The 19461-nt window shown below is 48.4% G+C and carries 15 protein-coding genes, 1 other RNA gene and 1 other annotated feature; of the genes, 1 reads left to right on the top strand and 15 read right to left on the bottom strand.

Annotated elements, in window-relative coordinates:
• Positions 1 to 57 precede the first annotated feature (57 nt).
• The 3 genes from ssrS to hisS all read right to left on the bottom strand — a co-directional run bounded on the left by ssrS (position 58) and on the right by hisS (position 3355).
• Positions 58 to 240, bottom strand: a non-coding RNA gene (gene ssrS, locus IRE19_RS06810) — 6S RNA.
• A 44-nt stretch (positions 241 to 284) separates the two neighbouring features.
• Entirely contained in the window at positions 285 to 2069 is a 1785-nt protein-coding gene (aspS, locus tag IRE19_RS06805) for an aspartate--tRNA ligase (RefSeq protein ID WP_191715937.1), read from the bottom strand.
• Positions 2070 to 2071: 2 nt separating this feature from the next.
• Positions 2072 to 3355 carry a histidine--tRNA ligase gene (gene hisS, locus IRE19_RS06800; protein ID WP_203339793.1) on the bottom strand — a complete coding sequence of 428 codons (1284 nt, stop codon included), beginning with the start codon at positions 3353 to 3355 and terminating at the stop codon, positions 2072 to 2074.
• Positions 3356 to 3407: 52 nt separating this feature from the next.
• Positions 3408 to 3647, bottom strand: a binding site (T-box leader).
• Positions 3648 to 3946: 299 nt separating this feature from the next.
• Here hisS and IRE19_RS06795 point away from each other — a divergent pair.
• Positions 3947 to 5518 (top strand): N-acetylmuramoyl-L-alanine amidase family protein, encoded by a 1572-nt coding sequence (locus IRE19_RS06795; RefSeq protein WP_203339792.1) that lies wholly within the window; start codon positions 3947 to 3949, stop codon positions 5516 to 5518.
• A gap of 290 nt (positions 5519 to 5808) precedes the next feature.
• On the opposite strand, the gene dtd is transcribed toward IRE19_RS06795, so the two are convergent.
• The 12 genes from dtd to queA form a co-directional block, all read right to left on the bottom strand.
• Positions 5809 to 6249 carry a D-aminoacyl-tRNA deacylase gene (gene dtd / locus IRE19_RS06790; RefSeq protein WP_203339791.1) on the bottom strand — a complete coding sequence of 147 codons (441 nt, stop codon included), beginning with the start codon at positions 6247 to 6249 and terminating at the stop codon, positions 5809 to 5811.
• Between the two features lie 9 nt (positions 6250 to 6258).
• Entirely contained in the window at positions 6259 to 8451 is a 2193-nt protein-coding gene (locus tag IRE19_RS06785; RefSeq protein WP_203339790.1) for a RelA/SpoT family protein, read from the bottom strand.
• 80 nt (positions 8452 to 8531) lie between these two features.
• Positions 8532 to 9056, bottom strand: coding sequence for a type 1 glutamine amidotransferase domain-containing protein (locus IRE19_RS06780; RefSeq protein ID WP_203339789.1), 525 nt, complete (start codon positions 9054 to 9056; stop codon positions 8532 to 8534).
• Between the two features lie 25 nt (positions 9057 to 9081).
• Positions 9082 to 10635, bottom strand: coding sequence for a glycoside hydrolase family 55 protein (locus tag IRE19_RS06775; protein WP_203339788.1), 1554 nt, complete (start codon positions 10633 to 10635; stop codon positions 9082 to 9084).
• Positions 10636 to 10728: 93 nt separating this feature from the next.
• Entirely contained in the window at positions 10729 to 11241 is a 513-nt protein-coding gene (locus tag IRE19_RS06770) for an adenine phosphoribosyltransferase (RefSeq protein ID WP_191715944.1), read from the bottom strand.
• Positions 11232 to 13574 (bottom strand): single-stranded-DNA-specific exonuclease RecJ, encoded by a 2343-nt coding sequence (gene recJ / locus IRE19_RS06765; protein ID WP_203339787.1) that lies wholly within the window; start codon positions 13572 to 13574, stop codon positions 11232 to 11234. Before recJ ends, IRE19_RS06770 begins: the two co-directional genes overlap by 10 nt.
• Positions 13575 to 13658: 84 nt before the next feature.
• On the bottom strand, positions 13659 to 14012 hold the full coding sequence (locus tag IRE19_RS06760) for a LapA family protein (protein WP_203339786.1): 354 nt from the start codon (positions 14010 to 14012) through the stop codon (positions 13659 to 13661).
• A 76-nt stretch (positions 14013 to 14088) separates the two neighbouring features.
• Positions 14089 to 16362, bottom strand: coding sequence for a protein translocase subunit SecDF (gene secDF / locus IRE19_RS06755; protein ID WP_203339785.1), 2274 nt, complete (start codon positions 16360 to 16362; stop codon positions 14089 to 14091).
• Positions 16363 to 16512: 150 nt separating this feature from the next.
• A complete protein-coding gene (locus IRE19_RS06750) occupies positions 16513 to 16827 on the bottom strand; it encodes a post-transcriptional regulator (RefSeq protein WP_191715948.1) in 315 nt (104 codons plus the stop codon).
• Positions 16828 to 16946: 119 nt separating this feature from the next.
• The gene (gene yajC / locus IRE19_RS06745) at positions 16947 to 17222 is read right to left on the bottom strand and encodes a preprotein translocase subunit YajC (RefSeq protein ID WP_191715949.1); all 276 of its coding nucleotides are present in this window, start codon (positions 17220 to 17222) and stop codon (positions 16947 to 16949) included.
• Between the two features lie 42 nt (positions 17223 to 17264).
• Positions 17265 to 18407, bottom strand: coding sequence for a tRNA guanosine(34) transglycosylase Tgt (tgt, locus tag IRE19_RS06740; RefSeq protein WP_191715950.1), 1143 nt, complete (start codon positions 18405 to 18407; stop codon positions 17265 to 17267).
• Complete coding sequence (gene queA, locus IRE19_RS06735; RefSeq protein ID WP_203340038.1) at positions 18404 to 19456, bottom strand: tRNA preQ1(34) S-adenosylmethionine ribosyltransferase-isomerase QueA; 1053 nt, start codon at positions 19454 to 19456, stop codon at positions 18404 to 18406. Before queA ends, tgt begins: the two co-directional genes overlap by 4 nt.
• Positions 19457 to 19461 lie beyond the last annotated feature (5 nt).

Below are 19461 nucleotides of genomic sequence, written 5' to 3'. Positions count from 1 at the left end.
ACAATAAAAATCCCTCCGACAATTAATTGCCGGAGGGATAAAAATGATTTTTTAATTAGGAATCCCAATCGTGCCGTCTTTGTTGGTGCGCATCGTTTGAACCCGCTGAAAGCAGGTGGGTGACCTCTTCACCACTTATAACTTCCCGTTAAGGCATGTTAGCCATGGTGAAATCCGATCTCCCGACGACATAATGTTGGGTCAAAATCGAATTGCTTAAAACGAACACATCAGGATTCTCTATAAACGTATGTTAGCACACCTTTTTTATTTAGACAAGCTTTTTACTCTGATACTTTTTTATTATTCTGAATGTTCAACGATAGGCTCAATTCATCAAGCTGTGCACCTGAAACCGGGCTCGGCGCATCCGTCAGCAAATCACTGGCGCTAGCTGTTTTCGGGAAAGCAATGGTGTCGCGCAAGTTTGTGCGTCCTGCAAGAAGCATCACAAGACGGTCGAGGCCGAATGCAATCCCGCCATGCGGAGGCGTTCCGTATTCGAAAGCTTCCATAAGGAAACCGAATTGCGCATTGGCTTCTTCTTTGCTGAAGCCCAGTACTTCAAACATTTGCTCCTGAATTTCGCGGCGGTAAATACGCGAAGATCCCCCACCCAATTCATAGCCGTTCAACACAAGATCGTAGGCTTGTGCACGGACATTTTGCGGTTCTGTCGCCAATTTTTCCAAGTCTTCTTCGAATGGCATTGTGAAAGGATGATGGGCTGCATAATAGCGGCCGTCTTTGTCATCGTATTCCAATAGCGGCCAGTCCGTAATCCAAAGGAATTTGTAGATCGAGTTGTCGATCAGGCCAAGTTCTTTGCCGAACTTCAAGCGAAGAGCGCCAAGCGCATCTGCGACCACCGTTTTCTTATCAGCTACAAACAGCAATAAATCCCCTGCTTCCGCTTCTGCACGTTCGGTCAAAGCAGTTGCTGCTTCGCCTTCGAAGAATTTTGCAATCGGCCCTTTGACGCCTTCTTCTTCAACTTTCAGCCAAGCTAATCCTTTTGCTCCGTAAACTGCAGCGAATGCACCCAGTGCATCGATGTCTTTGCGTGAATAATTGGCAGCTTGCCCTTTAACGTTGATCAGCTTCACTTGGCCGCCATTTTCAATTGCACCAGTGAAAACCTTGAATGCTGAATCTTTTACCAAATCCGATACATCGACCAATTCCAGGCCGAAGCGGACATCCGGTTTATCAGAACCAAAGCGGTCCATCGCTTCTGTGTAGCTCATGCGCTGGAAAGTCGGTTCGATGTCGATATTTTTGACGTCTTTCATCATTTGCACCATTAAACGTTCATTCATTCCGATAATGTCTTCCATCGTCTGGAAACTCATTTCCATATCGATTTGCGTGAATTCCGGCTGGCGGTCAGCACGCAGATCTTCGTCACGGAAACAACGGGCAATCTGGTAATATTTATCGAATCCGGAAACCATCAGCATTTGCTTGAAAAGCTGCGGCGATTGCGGCAAGGCGTAGAATTCCCCGTCATGGACACGGCTCGGCACCAGGTAATCACGTGCGCCTTCAGGAGTCGATTTCGTCAAAATTGGTGTTTCGACTTCAATGAAACCTTCTTCATCCAAGAAGCGGCGGATCGATTTGGTGACGTCTGAACGCATTTTGAACGTTTCGTACATCGCCGGACGGCGCAAGTCCAAATAACGGTATTTCAAGCGCAGATCTTCATTGACATCGTTATTGTCGTCGATGGCGAACGGCGGGTTTTTCGCTGCATTGATGATGGCTGCGTGATCCACCTGCACTTCAATTTTCCCGGTCTTCATCGCTGCGTTGATCTGGCCTTCTGACCGTGCCACGACTAAGCCGTCGATGTGGACTACGAATTCGTTCCGCAGGGATTCACCGATTGCAGCAGCTTCTGTTGAAATTTCCGGATTGAAGACCACTTGGACAATTCCTGAACGGTCACGGACGTCGACAAAGATCAAACCGCCAAGGTCCCGGCGTTTTTGTACCCATCCTTTTAATGTAACACGTTGTCCAATAACAGTTTCGTTGACTTCCCCACAATAATGCGTTCTTGACATGTCTATTCCTCCAGTGATTTCTTTTTCAATATGGTTCCAGCGATTTCTTCGAATGCCATTTCCTGTTGTTCACCCGTCGCCATTTCTTTCAATGCCACTTTTCCGCTTTCCAGCTCCGTTTCGCCAATGACAATGACAAATCCGGCGCCTTTGCGGTCTGCAGATTTCATCTGCGCTTTCACTTTGCGGCCTGTGAAATCCATATCCGCTGAAATGCCGTTCATCCGCAGATCGCGAACGACTGAAAAAGCTTTTTTCTTCGTCGACTCGTCCATCGCTACGACGTAGACTTCCAAGTTATTGGATTGGCCGATTTCCACTTTTTCCATTTCAAGCGCCAATAATAAGCGCTCGATGCTCATCGCAAAACCGATCCCCGGAGATTCCGGTCCGCCAAGATCTTCGACAAGGCCGTTATAGCGTCCCCCGCCCGCCAAAGTCGTAATGGCGCCAAAACCTTCTGCATCGCTCATGATTTCAAAGGCGGTGTGGTTATAGTAATCAAGGCCGCGCACCAAGTTGGGATCGACTACGAAGTCGATGTCCATGCTCGACAGATACGATTGCACTTCATCGAAATAAGCCTGCGATTCTTCATTTAAATAATCAGCCAGTGACGGCGCAGTAGCCATCAACGGGTGGTTGCGGTCCACTTTGCAATCAAGGATGCGCAAAGGGTTTTTCTCAAGGCGTGTTTGGCAGTCACCGCAGAATTCATTGATGCTTGGTTCAAAGTGCTTGATCAATGCCTCTTTGTGCGCCACACGGCTTTCCGTGTCACCAAGCGAATTGATGACCAGACGCAATTGTTTCAGACCGACAGAACGGTAAAGGTCCATTGCGAGTGAAATGACTTCCGCATCGATAGCCGGGTCTTTCGAGCCGATCGCTTCTACACCGAATTGAACGAATTGGCGCATGCGGCCTGCCTGCGGACGTTCGTAGCGGAACATCGGGCCGGTATAGAATAATTTTACCGGCTGGTCCGGCATGCCGAATAATTTATTTTCCACGTATGAACGGACAACTGAAGCTGTGCCTTCCGGACGCAGCGTCAGTGAGCGGTCGCCGCGGTCCTGGAAAGTATACATTTCCTTTTGGACAATATCCGTCGTGTCGCCGACACCGCGCTGGAATAATTCCGTGTGTTCAAAAATCGGTGTGCGGATTTCCTTGTATTGGTAGAGCCTGCACAAATCATTGATTTTTTGTTCTACTTCCTGCCATTTGGCGGATTGGTCGGGCAGCACATCGTAAGTGCCGCGTGGTGCTTGAATATTAGCCATGTTTTCACTCCTCTGTTTTTCCATACAAAAAAGCTCCCGCCCCTTGCTTTACGCAAGGGACGAGAGCCTGTATTAGCTTCCGCGGTTCCACCCTAGTTGATGCAAAATGATGCATCCTCTCATTCCGGGTAACGGCCGGTTCCGTTTTTCCCTAATAGGCGGCATGCGCTTTTCAGAAAAAAGCCTCGAAAGTGTTTTTCATCGCAGTTGTCTGCAGGAAAGTTTACAGCCCAAGACTTTCCTTCTCTTTTCAGCCAAATCATGCAATTACTTTCTTCGTCGTCAGCAAATATATAAGTATAATAAAGAGAAACTTCACTCAGTGAGGATTCTTTATCCCGCACTGAAGAAAAGCGGAACATAGGCTAAGAACGCCGCATCCTGCGGCAACGCCTATGTAACCGACATCCTGTCGGCCTCAATCGGACTGTTACGGGCAGTGGATCTCCATCTTTTTTAAGTGGGAGTCTTACTGCCCGGTAAAGCGGGATAAATCAATCTTAATAACTCACTGGAGGCTTGTCAACCTTTTTGACACAAGGCGTCAGTTTTTTGATACTATTGTAGAGAACTTTGTTTAGGAGGTATTGAATGAGGCACAAATGGTTAATCGTACTTATATTATTCTTTTTATTCATAGCCGGCAGCTTTCCGCCACTTAACCACGGCCATGTATCCGCTGACAATGGCTCTGTCGAAATTACCGGCACAACTGTCAATATCCGCTCAGGCCCTGGCCTGTCTTACAGCGTAACCGGTGATTTGGAACAGGGGCAGACCGCTTCTGTCCTTTCAAAAGAAGGTGACTGGCTGGAAGTTCAGGTTGATGGCAAAGAAGGCTGGATCGCTTCTTGGCTAACGACCGGCGAAGGCGAGGAACAGACAGCCGCCGGCCAGACAGCCGTTTCATCCGTCAATGGCTTGAATGTCCGTGCGCAGGCTGATCTCTCGGCGGCCGTATTGACGAAAATGAATGCCGGCCACGAAGCCCAAGTGATCAGCACAGCCGGTGACTGGGTTGAAATCGACTTCCGCAACACACGAGGGTTCGTGTCCAAACAGTATTTGAATGTCACCGACGAAGCAGCGAAAAAAGAGCAGCCGGCTGACGAAGAAAAGCCGGAAGAGAAAAAAGATGCACTTTCCAAAGTCGCCTCTTTTGAAATTGCTGTCAGTGCATTAAATGTCCGCTCGAAACCCGACCTCAGCTCGAAGATTCAACAGACGGTCAATAAAGGCGAAGTTTTCCCTGTCGTTTCCATGGCAGGCAATTGGGTTGAGATCCAATTGGCCAAAGACAAAAACGGATGGGTCTATGCATTTCATGGCCAATTGTCCGATCAGACCGCAGAAACGGTAACAAGTGACACCAATGAGTCTGTCACAATCCTAACCGACGGCACGAATCTGCGGACTGAGGCAACGACTGCATCCGAAGTTGCCAGCCGCGCGAATGCCGGCGACGAATTAGCGGTGATCGATAAACAAGGCGAATGGTACCACGTTTCATTGCCGGATGGCCAAAAAGCCTTTGTGGCTGAATGGGTTGTATCAGCAGAAGAAGCAATTGTTGAAAAAGAACAAAAAGACGTGCCTGACCGCAAAAAAGGCACGTTGAACGGCGTCACCATCGTGCTTGATCCGGGGCATGGCGGAAATGACGGCGGCACAGTCGGCGTCCGCAAAACAGAAGAAAAAGAATTGACGCTGAAAACAGCTGAAATCCTGTCCCACCATTTGAACGCGGCAGGTGCTGAAGTCGTCATGACGCGGCAATCCGATACCTACGTGGATCTCCGCAAACGTGTAGCTGGAAGCCACCAAGCTGGAGCAGATGCTTTTATCAGCATCCATTACGATTCCACTGAAGACAGCAGTATTTCTGGATTCACCTCATATTACCAGCAGGATTACCAAAAAGAATTGGCCGAATACCTGAATGCCGGTCTTGGCGGTAAATTGACTTTGCATGACCGGGGCGTCCAACGCGGCAACTACCTGGTTCTCCGTGAAAACCGGCAGCCCGCCGTTCTTGTCGAACTTGGCTTCCTGAGCAACTTCAACGAAGAACGCGTCCTGACTACCGATCAATTCAGAGAACAAGCGGCGCTTGGCCTCTACACCGGCGTCATCAATTATTTCGATGCCCAATTAGGCGAATAAAGAGAGACTTTAATTAGTGGGATTCTTCATCCTCCACTGAAGAAAAGCGGGATAAAAAAGCGCGGAGAATTTTTCTCCGCGCTTTTTTTGTGCGCATTTTTGCGTTGCGTGCGTATTTCTTGTTGAACGTGCGCAAAATCTGTTGAACGTGCGCATTTTCCTATGAACGTGCGTATTTCTTAAAAAGCGAGCGTATCCGGCCACAATCCATGCGTATATCCCAGGATTCGCCTATATTCAAGCGAAAAAAAGAAGCACAGGCCATTTCGCCCGTACTTCTCAACATTTTTCTATTTAGACTCCACTAAAATCGTCACCGGGCCATCATTGACCAATTGGACGTCCATCATAGCGCCGAAGACGCCAGTTTCGACTACGAGGCCTTGGTGGCGCAAAGCGTCGTTAAAGGCCTGCCAAAGCGGTTCAGCCGTTTCCGGGCGCGCAGCCGACGTAAAACTTGGCCGGCGCCCTTTTTTGACGTTGCCGTAAAGCGTGAACTGGGAGATCGACAGGATCTCGCCGCCGTTGTCGAGGATCGACCGGTTCATTTTGCCTTCTTCGTCTTCAAACAGGCGAAGTTGCGCAATTTTGCCGGCCAGATATTCAGCGTCTTTTTCTGTATCTTCATGAGTGATGCCGACGAGCAGCACATATCCGGAACTGATGGCTCCGGTTATATCGCCTTCGACTGTCACTGATGCTTTTTTGGAACGTTGCAGAACTACTCTCATAGTGCCTCCTTAATTCGTCACACGCTCGACCGAATACACATCCGGGATCGATTTGATCCGTTCAACGACACGGTTTAAGTGTGTGATATGCGGAATCATAATGGAAAGGTTGATCGTCGCAATCTTGTCTTTGTCCGCACGGCCGCTCACTGCGGTGATGGTCGTTTTCGTTTCACTGACCATGTGCATGACTTCATTGATCAAACCGGTACGGTCGTATGCCTGGACTTCAATATCGATTTGATAGGATTTGTTATCCCCTGCGCCGTCGATTTCCCATTCAACCGGAATCAGCCGATCGTTTTCATCGGCATGGATATTCGGGCAATCGGTGCGGTGTACAGATACCCCGCGGCCTTTGGTGATGAACCCGATGATATCGTCTCCTGGCACCGGGTTGCAGCATTTGGACAAGCGGATCATCATATTGTCGATGCCTCTGACGATGACACCTGATTCCGTTTGTTTTTTCGGTGTGTTGGATTTCATTTCAACGGTGATTTTCTCGATGGCTTCTTCTTGCTCACGCTTTTTGCGCATTTTTTCAGCCAATCGGTTGACGACTTGCTGTGCCGTGATGCCGTTAAAGCCGACCGCCGCGTACATATCGTCTTCGCCCGCAAAATTGAACTTCTCGCAGACGCGCTTGATGTTTTCGTTGGTCAGCACTTCTTTCACCGGGAACTCCTGCGATTTTATTTCTTTCTCGATCAAATCGCGGCCTTTTTGGACGTTGTCTTCACGCAATTGCTTTTTGAAGAATTGCTTGATCTTATTTTTGGTCTGTGTCGATTTAGCGATTTTCAGCCAGTCGCGGCTAGGTCCGAAAGATTGCTTGGACGTCAAAATTTCAACGATGTCCCCTGTATGCAATTCGGTATCGAGCGGTGCCATCTTGCCGTTTATTTTGGCGCCGATGGTTTTATTGCCGATTTCCGAATGGACACGGTAAGCAAAATCGATTGGACAAGATCCAGCCGGCATTTCGATGACGTCGCCTTTTGGCGAAAAGACATAGACCATATCGGAAAACAAGTCGTATTTCAACGACTCCATGAATTCTTCCGCGTTATCGGATTCATTTTGGAAATCCAAAATTTCACGGAACCAGGACAGGCGCGAATCGACGGAGCTTTTCGGCTTGTCGATGGTTTTGCCTTCTTTGTAAGCCCAATGCGCCGCTACCCCGTATTCGGCAATCCGGTGCATTTCTTCTGTACGGATCTGCACTTCCAATGGATCGCCTTGAGGCCCGATGACTGTCGTATGAAGCGACTGGTACAGGTTTTGTTTTGGCATGGCGATGTAGTCCTTGAAACGTCCCGGCATCGGCTTCCACGTGGAATGGATGATTCCCAGCACTGCGTAGCAGTCCTTAATGCTTTCGACCGTAATGCGGACAGCCAATAAATCATAGATTTCATTAAATTGCTTGTTTTGCATCGCCATTTTCCGATAGATGCTGTAAATGTGTTTCGGCCGCCCGAAAAGATCCGCTTTGATGTCGACTTCGTCGAGCTGCGTGCGGATCTCCCCCATAACGTTATTCAAATATTCTTCCCGTTCGGTCCGTTTCTTTTTCATCAAATTGACGATCCGGTAATACTGCTGCGGATTCAAGTAACGCAGCGCGGTATCTTCCAATTCCCATTTGATGGTGTTGATCCCAAGGCGGTGCGCAATCGGGGCAAAAATTTCCAGTGTCTCGTTTGCTTTGATGCGCTGCTTTTCGACAGACTGGTATTTCAATGTCCGAAGATTGTGCAGGCGGTCAGCCAATTTGATCAAAATGACACGGATGTCCTGTGCCATTGCCACAAACATTTTGCGGTGGTTTTCCGCTTGCTGTTCTTCTTTTGATAAATACTTGATTTTGCTCAGCTTGGTCACGCCGTCGACCAGCATTGCCACTTCTTCATCAAAATCGCGGACGATGTCTTCACGGCTGACTTCCGTGTCTTCAACCACATCATGCAAAAAGCCCGCTGCTACGGTAGCTGGATCCATCTGCAACTCTGCCAGGATTCCAGCCACCTGCACCGGATGCACAATATAAGGTTCTCCAGATTTCCGGAACTGTCCCATGTGGGCATCGTACGCAACTTGGTACGCCTTCTTAATCGTTTTCACGTGTTCGGCATTCATATAAGACGCAACCATCTCGAATACATCTTCAGCTGTTCTCACTAGATCTTTCGCCATAATTGCCCACCTTGCTTTAAATTTTTCCAAAAGTATATCTTTCTATTATAAAAAACAAAGTGGCTAAATGTAAAGCTTTGTTAGCTGTTCTCAATCACTTTAATGAATTCACGGAGATAATCCGGCAGATCCGGCGGCCGGCGGCTTGATACCAAGTGTCCGTCGACCACAACCGGTTCATCCAGCCACTCCGCGCCGGCGTTGACCATATCGTCTTTTATGCCTGGTGTGCTGGTGACTTTTCGGCCGTTTAAAATATTGGCGGAAATAAGCACCCAACCAGCATGGCAAATTTGGCCGATGGGCTTTTGCCGGTCGTCCATATGGCAAACCATTTCCAAAACCTCAGGAAAACGCCTGATTTTATCAGGTGCCCAACCGCCGGGAACTAAAATCGCGTCGTATCGATTGGCAAGAGCTTCCCCGTATGTCATGTCGGATTTTGCGGGAACGCCATATTTGCCGATATAATTGACGCCCGCTTCTTCCCCGGCAATGTCGACATGGGCACCTTCTTCGCGGAGCCTTAAAATCGGATACCAAAGTTCCAAATCTTCAAATTCATGATGAACAAAACTCAGCACTTTCTTTCCAGCTAATCTCATGGTATTTCCTCCTTTTAGCATCGATTCACAATAAATGAGAACTGCGCTTTCTGATGCCCTCTAGTTGCACCAGTTCACTGCCTCTGCCAACAGTTACAGCCTGTTCCGCTGAAGCCAGGCTGACAAGATTCTGAACCCTGACATTTCGCGCGCTTTGTTCGCCTCCTGCAATCGATAGGTCTGCTCCAGCGGTCGTGAAGTCCCTCACGACGCCATTGGCCAGCAAAACACAGGCAGCCCGGTATTGAATAGCGGCTGCCGGCTGCCGTTTATAATCGTAATCCGGGTTTCCGACAAACAGAAAACGGTTGATGGCAACATTGCGGTAGCCTGAAACAACCAGCGAGCGGGGCGCAGACCCTTCATAAAGAGCAGTTTCGATCGGTTCGATCGACACCAGCCGCTGAGCGCGGATATTGAAAGCCGAACGCGATTCGGGATCTTCTTTTTTATGGTGGCCGATATGACGGAAATTGAACGAACGGTTGTCATGGACCGACAGATGCCCTGAAATATGGACACCAGTAGCAGCAGAAGAATTGGCATGGGCTTTAATTTCAATTCCACCAAAGCAGCGCGTGCTGGAATTATCGGAAAGCCAGACATGCCTTGAGCCATCATCCACTTCAAAACCATTGGAGTTGGAGAATCCACGCTTATGTGCCCGTCCGCTCGGATCGCTGAAATGAGAGTTGGAAACGAAAATATAGTCGCTGTGATGCGTCGTCAGCCCATCATCGCCGAATCCCGACCCCGTTACCCCGTCCAGCCAGACAAAGCGGCTGCCGCGTTTCCCGCGCAATCCGTCTCCTGCATAATTATATAATGAAGCCGTAATATCGAAGCAATGAAGCCCAGGGTTTAGCGCATCGACGTCTATGACCCAACCGTACGTGACATGGGCATAGGTCAGGCAACTGGAATAGTTCCCACCAGCACTGGTCATTTCAATGTCACCGAGACGCTCGACATTCCAGTCCAAAGTCAGTTTTTCCACGGCAATATTGCGGTTGCCGGATACATAATTACGGTTGGTCAGCAACCGGGTTTTTCGGGAAGCTTTCGGATGCAGTTTTAAAACGGTACGCCCTTTTCCTGCTCCGACCAAACGGGTCCATGATGGCAAGCGCAAACCCTCCACTACAAAAATGCCTGCAGGGACTTTCACTTCCACGGCCCCGGCGCCGAAAGCTTTTTTGAATGCTTCTGTACAATCCGTTTCTCCGTCTCCTACAGCTCCGTAATCCCGAACATTGACACGGCGCTGAATCGTCGCACCAAGTTTGCGGTATTCGGCATCCAACCGATCTTTCCATTCCGGCACTGCCTGGTTTCCTTCAACTTTTGTTCCAAAATTGTGCTCATCTTCAATCGAGAACGGTTCAGCAAACAAAGACCACAATCTTTCGGTGAACGTCATTTTTCGCCGTGCGTGTTCGCTGAGGGCAAAATCCTTTTTGATGGCTGTAAAGAATTGTTCAGTTTCGCGGGTAATTTTTTCAAGAGGTGTGCGATCGTCCAAGTATTGGCTGATCCATGCAGCATTTAATCGGGGGTCGTGATCTTTTTCCAGTTTCATTTTCCCGTCACCTCCACAATCCAGTTATTATGTATCCATACCCTTGATGCTAGAAAAAAATCCCCCCGCCCCAAAAGGCGAAGAGATTCGTTATTAATATTGCATTAAAGTCGTTACGTCATAGCCGTTCAAGTTCTTGCGGCCATCCAAATAAGTCAGTTCGATCAAAAATGCGCAGCCGACGACGATTCCGCCCAGTTTTTCAACCAGATTGATTGTCGCGCCGATTGTTCCGCCTGTAGCAAGCAAGTCATCAGTGATCAGGACGCGCTGTCCCGGTTTGATGGCGTCTTTGTGCATAGTCAACACATCAGATCCGTATTCAAGGCCATATTGTGCACGAATGACTTCGCGCGGCAATTTTCCTTCTTTGCGGACAGGGGCAAAGCCAAGCTCAAGTGCATAAGCAACTGGACATCCAATGATGAATCCACGTGCTTCCGGTCCTACAATAATTTCAGCATTTACTTTTTTTGCGTATTCAACGATCTGGTCTGTTGCATACTTATAGGCAGTTCCATTGTCCATCAACGAAGTGATGTCCTTAAACTGGATTCCTGGTTTCGGCCAATCTTCAACAATAGTGATGTACTTCTTCAAATCCATATTTCTTCCTCCTTGGCAGACACTTTCGCATCGAACCACTCTTTTAAATCTTTATAAGACGCATACAAAAGCTTCTGCTCCAGGGCAACCTGCTGTTCGCGCTTTTTGTAGATCGGCGCTTCCGACAAATCCTTTTTGCTCGGCGATTGTGCAATCTCGGTAACGCCATTGTTAAGTGTAACAAAACCGAGTTCAAAAAACACCTGCAGCATGAAAAATAATGCATCCCGTGTCCAACCTTTGTGTTTTGCCAGTTCGTCACAATGTTTATTGAAATCGAATGTACCGCGTTTTTTGATGAAAGCAAACAGCCATTTGAATTGTTCACGGGTCGGAATCTGCTCAAAATACTGAGAGTCCTTGGCATGGAAATGTGCATAGATGCGCTTGGGCTTCAATTTTGTCAGCACTTCAGCCAATTGTTCTTCCGATTCCGGCAAGTCCAACAGCACCAAGTGATGTTTGTTGCCGGGAAGTTCATCCAATTGAGAAGCCATGCAGATCGGCTGCGGCAGGAATGACTGGAAAAGAGCCGGCGTTTCATCTTTGAAAGCCAAGTAAACCTGATTTTCCTGAGGAATCAGCTTCGACCAGCGCGACACTTGGCGGATGCCGCGGATATCAAACAATTGCCATTGATCCGTGCGGACATCCTCCACCATCAGCTGCGGCTTTTTGCGGCCGTTCCACTCATTGATCTGCAAATCACCGATCACGTCGATCTTGACATCAGGGGTCAACTCGTCACCGACCGGTCCGATACCAAAACCAACAGCGTCCAGTGAAGCGGCATGCTGCGTCAATTCCATCTTCAAGTGATTTTGCGCGGCTCCGATTTTTCGGATAGATGCCACTTTAACGCCTTCCAGATAAAACTTCGGTTTGGCAAAGCCCATGCCATATGGCGCTAAAAGACGCATGGATTCGATGGCTGTAATATCAATTTCATCCAAACGGAGTGGAATATCGATCTCCACGACCGGCAGCAAGTCTTCTTCCGTCAGGCTGGTTTCAGCTTGTTTGTTGAGCCGTTCGCGCAATTCGTCGACATCTTTCGCTTCTAGGGTCATACCGGCTGCCATCGGGTGCCCGCCAAAATGAGGCAGGATGTCCCGGTTCTTGGCGAGCTCGTTATACAAATGAAAACCATCGATGCTGCGGGCCGAACCTTTTGCTTTGCCGGTTTCCGGATTCAGCGACAAGACAATCGACGGACGGTAGAATTTCTCTGTCAGTTTCGAAGCAACAATGCCGACAACTCCTGGATTCCAACCTTCCTGAGCCACCACGATGACACGTGGTGAACCGTTCGGATAGCAGTGCTCCACTTGCTGCATCGCTTCTTCTGAAATCTGCTTGACGATGGCTTGACGCTCTTTATTCAATACGTCCAGACCGGAAGCCAGTGAACGCGCTTCTGCTGCATCATCAGTCAGGAACATCTGCACAGCCGGATCCGCATCCTGCAGACGGCCGATGGCATTGATACGCGGGCCGAACATGAAACCGATCGTTTCTTCCGTAATGTCCTGCTGCTTGATGCCCGCCACTTCACATAACGCGGCAACCGCCGGACTCGGCGAATCAATCAATGCGGCCAAGCCTTCTTTGACGAACAACCGGTTTTCACCGTGAAGCGGAACCAAGTCGGCCACCGTTCCAATGGCTGTCAATTCAATTAGATGATCGGGTATTTCTTCATACAGTGCATGTGCCATTTTAAATGCCACGCCGACACCAGCCAACTCTCCGAACGGATAATTGCCTTCCGGATGGCGCGGATGGACTACCGCAAGCGCGTTCGGCAAAGCCTCCCCGATATCGTGGTGGTCGCTGATGATGACGTCCATTCCCAATCCATTGGCGAAATCGACTTGTTCAATGCCCGAGATGCCGTTATCGACAGTCACAATCAGTTTTGTGCCATTGTCATACGCCTGTTGGAATAACTCCGTATTCGGACCGTATCCGTGCTTAAATCGGTTCGGTATCATAAAGGACACATCAGCCCCTAAATCCTGCAACACAGTCATCATGACAGTCGTGCTTGTAACGCCATCCGCATCATAGTCGCCATAGACAACAATTTTTTCCTGCTTATCGATGGCTCCACGGATCCGTTCGACTGCCACATCCATATCTTTCATCAAATATGGATTATGTATGCCGCTGACGTCCATTTCCATGAACGTACGGGCTGCTTCTGCAGTATCCAGTCCGCGCGTCACTAAAATTTTTGCCAATACGGACGATATATTCAATTCTTTCCGAATTTCCTCAACTGTCTGTTCATCGGGCGTCGTCAAACGCCATCTTTTTTTGGATTCAATCATCTGTATCACTTCCTCACCGATTCATTATACAGCAAAAATTCACAGACAAAAACCTTTCGGCAACTACACCGAAAGGTTCATTTTTCAGAATTGCTCTTTAGTCTGTTCTTCGCTGGTGACGACCTGGGCTTCCGGCACTACACCGGCTTTCTGGTACTCCCCAATTTCATTTTGCTGTGTGGCAATCAGGCTTTCTTTGACCGCCATTTCTTTTTGCAGCGCCTTTACTTTACGTTGCATCTGGTAGTTGCGGATGATCGCCAACACACCGCTGAGCAAAAATCCAAGCAATGCAGATGCCAGGATAACCAGGATCAATGGCCATTCAGCTTCACCAAATACGTAATTGACAGGCACTTCGTCAACGTTGACAACGGCGAACACCGCAATAATTACTGCAAATACAAGTCCAATTAAAATAAGCCATTGTAATTTCATTGTGGATTCTCCTCTCAAAATAAAAAAATGGAACAAGGTCATAGTAACTATACCCTGTTCCATTTCAACTCTAAACTTATACGACAGGCTCGTCAGAACCCCATTTGCTTTCCTGCTCTTTCTTCTCGATGTCGATCGGACCTTTTTTCTTCAACTCGCCTTTTTTCAGTACCAGCCATAGCTGGGCAGCGATGAAGATTGAAGAGTAAGTTCCCGCGATCAAACCGATCAATAAGGCGATTGAGAAGTTGGTGATCGATGGCGCGCCAAAGATCAATAGCGCAATAACCACCAGTACCACGGTCAATACCGTATTGACTGAACGGCCAAGCGTTTGGCGAAGCGATACGTTGACCACGTTTTCCAACTGCTCGAAAGAATCGATTTTCTTCATACGTTTCATATTTTCCCGGATTCGGTCAAATGTCACAATCGTGTCATTGATGGAATACCCGACAATTGTCAGAACTGCCGCGATAAAGGTGATATCCACCTCAAGCCGCAATAGGCTAAAGACGGCAACGATGAAGAATGCATCGTGAATCAATGCCACTACCGAAGCTACACCCATGCGCCATTCAAAACGGAAGGCTACGTAGATGATGATGCCAAGAGCGGCAATCGCCAGCGCATACAATGCATTTTTAGCCAGTTCCTGGCCTACTGTAGGCGACACGGTCGAAATATTCGGTTCTGCACCGAATTCTTCTGCAGCGACCGCTTTCAGGCTATTGATTTCTTCCTGACTGAATTCCTCGTTAAACCGGGCTACGCCGATATTGGACGCATCACCCGAAATGACGATATCTTCCGTTTCATAGCCTGCGCCGTCCAGGAAAGTCTGCACTTCCTCTTTCGACAACGCCGCTTCTGATGCGATTTCCACACGTGTACCGCTGGAGAAGTCGATGCCCAAGTTCAAGCGGAACACACCGATTACGGCCATTCCTGCAATGATCAGGACAATCGAAGCCAAGAAGAATTTATTGCGGTGGCCCGCAAAATCAAAACGGTCAAAGCGTGTTGAAAGGTCTGTGATTTCCAACCCTTCTTCTCTTGCATGGATAGTCGATTTCTTCAAACCGAACAAACCGAATTTATTGTCAAGCACACCACTGTGGACCCATAGCCCAAGCAACAGGCGAGATCCCCATACAGCTGTCAGGAAGCTGACCAGAATGGAAATGATCAACAGCGTTGCAAATCCTTTCACGGAACTCGTTCCGAAATAGAACAATACAATAGCTGCCAGCAGCGTCGTGATATTGGCATCGATAATCGCGGAGAAAGAAGAGCGAGCTCCTACTTTAAACGCTTCTTGAACCGATTTGCCGACACGCATTTCTTCGCGTATCCGCTCGTAGGTGATGATGTTGGCATCAACTGCCATCCCGACACCAAGCATGATTGCCGCGATTCCCGGCAAAGTCAGAACGCCGCCGATCCATTCGAACACCAGCAAGATCAGGTACACATAGGTCGATAAGGTGACGACTGCCACCATTCCGGGCAAACGGTAATAAACCAGCATAAACAGCAGAACCAGTGAAATACCGACTGCTGCAGCGACTATGGTCTGGTCGAGTGCCTGTTCACCGAACTGGGCTCCGACAGAAGTCGAATAGATTTCCGTCAAGCTTACCGGCAACGCACCGGCATTCAAGATTCCTGCCAGGTTCTGTGTTTCTTCCACAGTGAACGATCCCGAAATTTCAACGGATGGTGATGAAATCCGTTGCTGCACACTTGGTGCCGAGACGAATTTCGGGTCTGCTTTCATGCGTTCTTCCGCAAAGGAATCCACGCCTTCTTCAAAATCAAGCCAGATGACCAACACGTTGTCAGGGGCGGGCATCTGGGAAACTTCTTCCGTCACTTCCGCGAACTTGCCGGGATCGTTCAATTCCAGTGTGACAATCGGATTGCCGTTCTGATCGAACGTACCGGTGGCTCCACCTTGTTTCAGGTCATTTCCGGAAAGCAGCAAATTATCTTGAGCATCACGGAAAGTCAGGTTTGCTTCAGTCGACAGCAACTCACGTGCTGAAGACTGATCCTCTACTCCCGCCAATTGGACACGGATCCGGTTATCTCCTTCAATCTGGATGACCGGTTCACTGACACCCAATACATTGATCCGGTTCATCAACGCATCTGTTGTATCCGTCAGTACTTTTTCCGTAACTTCCTTGCCATCTAAGGTTTCCACCTCGTAGAGCACTTCAAAGCCGCCCTGCAGGTCCAGGCCTAGCCGAATGTCTTTAGCGATGGGTAAACTTGTGGTGCCAATGATTCCTATCAGTACAATAACCAGTAAGAAAAAGGCGATAATGCGACCTCTTGCTTTCATATGTAAACTTCCTCCTCGGGTGTGTAAAACACAGCACTATCATTATGAAACAGCCGCTGATTGCTGTCAAATGCAACTGGACATGAGTTGAATAAAAGATCGAATCAAAAAAAGTAATCTGGTTGAACGATGAAATGTTCATCGGTTATTTTACTTCGTTTTTTTCGGGGACGGCCTCAAAAGATGTTCGATGTTCTCAAGTGTGCTGTCATCGTTCCAGCGCGCTTTTTTTAAACCCTCCACTTGGTGGTAAGCCAAAAAGTCGGAAGCGGTCATGTCCATGATGTCGTTGATCATTTCATAGAGATGCATGGTTTCTATATCTTTTTTTCGCCATTTTTTCTTCACACAAAATTCCCATAAGTCTTGTTCTGTAAACGTGTCGTATTCAAAATGATGAAATTCACTGCGTTTGCTCTGAAGGGCTGGCAGAACGAATTCGAATTGCTCAGGGTGACTCGTCATGCGTATACTCCTTTCCGATGTACTGTATCCATTGTACCTCGCAACTGGAAAATTTAGAATAAAATATTATTTAATCATGAAAAAAACGCCTTCACAGTCGAAGGCGTTCCTTTACTTGTTTAGATTGTCGATTTCGCTGATTCCACTACTTTCGCGATTGCTTGGCGCTCGAACTGCATGCGCGTGCCATCCGCTACTGTGATGTAGACTGTTGCATCGTCAACTGCATCCACAAGTCCGTGCAATCCGCCGATTGTAACGATGCGGTCGCCGCGTCTCAATTCTGACTGCATGTTTGCTGTTGCCTTCTGACGTTTTTGGGCAGGACGGATGATGAAAAACCACATTAGCAAGAACATTAATAGTAAAGGTGATAACGCAATTAAAGTTTCCATTATTCATTTTCCCCCTTTCACTTTCTCTATTCTCGAACAAACTCAGAAATTTTTAGCGTTGGGTTTATTGAAACCGTATGCTTCAAAAAATTCTTCGCGGAAATCTCCCAGACGGTCTTCGCGAATCGCTTGACGCACCTGTTCCATTAAGTTTAACAGAAATTGCAGGTTATGATAACTAGTAAGCCTAATTCCGAATGTTTCATCTGCTCGGATCAAGTGATGGACATATGCGCGCGAATAGTTTTTGCATGTATAGCAATCGCATTTCTCATCAATCGGTCCGAAATCACGTTTAAATGCCGCGTTTTTGATGTTCAATCGGCCTGTGCTGGTCATCAATGTTCCATTACGGGCAATGCGCGTCGGCAAGACACAATCGAACATATCGATGCCGCGGATAGCGCCGTCGATCAACGAATCAGGAGATCCGACGCCCATCAGGTAACGCGGTTTGTTGGCAGGCATCAACGGCGTTGTGAACTCAAGCGCACGGTTCATGACATCTTTCGGCTCGCCGACAGACAATCCCCCGATGGCATAGCCAGGAAAATCAAGTGACACCAGATCCTGAGCGCTTTGTTTGCGAAGATCTTCGTACTCGCCGCCCTGGATGATGCCGAACAAGCCTTGGTCCGCTTTGCGGGCATGCGCTTCCAGGCAGCGTTCTGCCCAGCGGGACGTGCGTTCGACACTGGCTTTCATGTATTCATGCGTCGCCGGGAACGGCGGGCATTCGTCAAACGCCATCATGATATCAGAACCCAGATCATTTTGGATCTGCATCGCTTTTTCCGGACTCAGGAACAGCTTGTCGCCGTTCATGTGATTGCGGAAATGGACGCCTTCTTCTTTGATGTTGCGGAATTCGCTTAGTGAAAACACTTGAAACCCGCCGGAATCCGTCAGAATCGGACGGTCCCAGTTCATGAATTTATGCAGGCCGCCCGCTTCTTTGATGACATCATTGCCGGGACGCAGCCACAAGTGGTACGTATTGCTGAGGATAATGCCGGCGTTCATGGCTTTCAACTCTTCCGGTGACATGGTTTTGACCGTCGCTTGCGTGCCGACGGGCATGAATGCCGGGGTTTCAAACGAACCGTGCGGTGTGTGGACGATGCCCAGGCGCGCGCCGGTTTGTTTGCAGGTTTTGATGTGTTCATAGGTTACTGCTGCTGTCATTGGTGAGTCTCCTTTTTCTGTGGCTCAATGAACATGGCGTCTCCGAAACTGAAGAAACGGTAGCGTTCATTTACAGCTTGTTGATAAGCGTTCAAAATATGGTCACGGTTCGACAATGCGCTGACGAGCATAACGAGCGTTGATTTCGGCAAATGGAAATTGGTGATCAACCCATCGATCGCTTTGAATTCATAGCCCGGGAAAATGAAGATATCGGTCCAGCCACTGTCTTCCTGCAGCTCGCCTCCGAATTTCTGGGCAACGGATTCCAAGGTGCGCGTCGAAGTCGTACCGACCGAAATGATGCGTCCCCCTTGTGCTTTTGTTTGATTGATCAAATCAGCCGTTTCCTGTGTAATGCGATAAAATTCCGAATGCATTTCATGGTCTTCAATCGAATCTACCGATACCGGCCGGAATGTTCCAAGTCCCACGTGAAGGGTGATAAAGGCGATATTGACTCCTTTTGCCCGGATTTCTTCCAATAGCTCATCGGTGAAATGAAGCCCTGCTGTCGGTGCCGCCGCACTTCCCCGCTCTTTCGCGAAAACAGTCTGGTAGCGATCCTGGTCTTCCAGTTTTTCACGGATATATGGCGGCAATGGCATTTCGCCCAATTCGTCCAGAATTTCGTAGAAAATGCCATCGTAGATCATCTTGAAATGGCGTCCGCCATGGTCCAGGATGCCGGTGCATTCAGCACGCAGCAAACCTTCTCCAAATGAAACAACGGTTCCGACTTTCACTTTTTTCGCTGGTTTGACCAACGTCTCCCATACATCGTCTTCTATCTGCTTCAACAGCAGCAATTCGATGTTGGCTCCTGTATCTTCCTTGACACCCATCAGGCGTGCAGGTAAAACACGCGTATCGTTGAGGATCAGCGTATCGCCTTTATGCAGATACTCGGTGATGTCGCGGAAATGGCGGTGCTCCGTGTTGCCGGTGGTTTTATTCATGACCAATAGCCGGCTCGACGTACGGTCCAGCAGCGGTGTTTGGGCGATCAACTCTTCCGGAAGTTCAAAATCAAAATCCTGTACATTCAATGTTG

The organism is Planococcus beijingensis, assembly GCF_016820615.1.
In the GTDB taxonomy this organism is placed as follows: domain Bacteria; phylum Bacillota; class Bacilli; order Bacillales_A; family Planococcaceae; genus Planococcus; species Planococcus notacanthi.
Note: the sequence above shows the minus strand (reverse complement) of the source record. Positions and strands in the feature narration are given on the sequence as shown.

Coding starts and splice junctions, on each gene's coding strand:
- aspS (WP_191715937.1), bottom strand. CDS start 2,069: ATGTCAAGAACGCATTATTGTGGGGAAGTCAACGAAACTGTTATTGGA.
- hisS (WP_203339793.1), bottom strand. CDS start 3,355: ATGGCTAATATTCAAGCACCACGCGGCACTTACGATGTGCTGCCCGAC.
- IRE19_RS06795 (WP_203339792.1), top strand. CDS start 3,947: ATGAGGCACAAATGGTTAATCGTACTTATATTATTCTTTTTATTCATA.
- dtd (WP_203339791.1), bottom strand. CDS start 6,249: ATGAGAGTAGTTCTGCAACGTTCCAAAAAAGCATCAGTGACAGTCGAA.
- IRE19_RS06785 (WP_203339790.1), bottom strand. CDS start 8,451: ATGGCGAAAGATCTAGTGAGAACAGCTGAAGATGTATTCGAGATGGTT.
- IRE19_RS06780 (WP_203339789.1), bottom strand. CDS start 9,056: ATGAGATTAGCTGGAAAGAAAGTGCTGAGTTTTGTTCATCATGAATTT.
- IRE19_RS06775 (WP_203339788.1), bottom strand. CDS start 10,635: ATGAAACTGGAAAAAGATCACGACCCCCGATTAAATGCTGCATGGATC.
- IRE19_RS06770 (WP_191715944.1), bottom strand. CDS start 11,241: ATGGATTTGAAGAAGTACATCACTATTGTTGAAGATTGGCCGAAACCA.
- recJ (WP_203339787.1), bottom strand. CDS start 13,574: ATGATTGAATCCAAAAAAAGATGGCGTTTGACGACGCCCGATGAACAG.
- IRE19_RS06760 (WP_203339786.1), bottom strand. CDS start 14,012: ATGAAATTACAATGGCTTATTTTAATTGGACTTGTATTTGCAGTAATT.
- secDF (WP_203339785.1), bottom strand. CDS start 16,362: ATGAAAGCAAGAGGTCGCATTATCGCCTTTTTCTTACTGGTTATTGTA.
- IRE19_RS06750 (WP_191715948.1), bottom strand. CDS start 16,827: ATGACGAGTCACCCTGAGCAATTCGAATTCGTTCTGCCAGCCCTTCAG.
- yajC (WP_191715949.1), bottom strand. CDS start 17,222: ATGGAAACTTTAATTGCGTTATCACCTTTACTATTAATGTTCTTGCTA.
- tgt (WP_191715950.1), bottom strand. CDS start 18,407: ATGACAGCAGCAGTAACCTATGAACACATCAAAACCTGCAAACAAACC.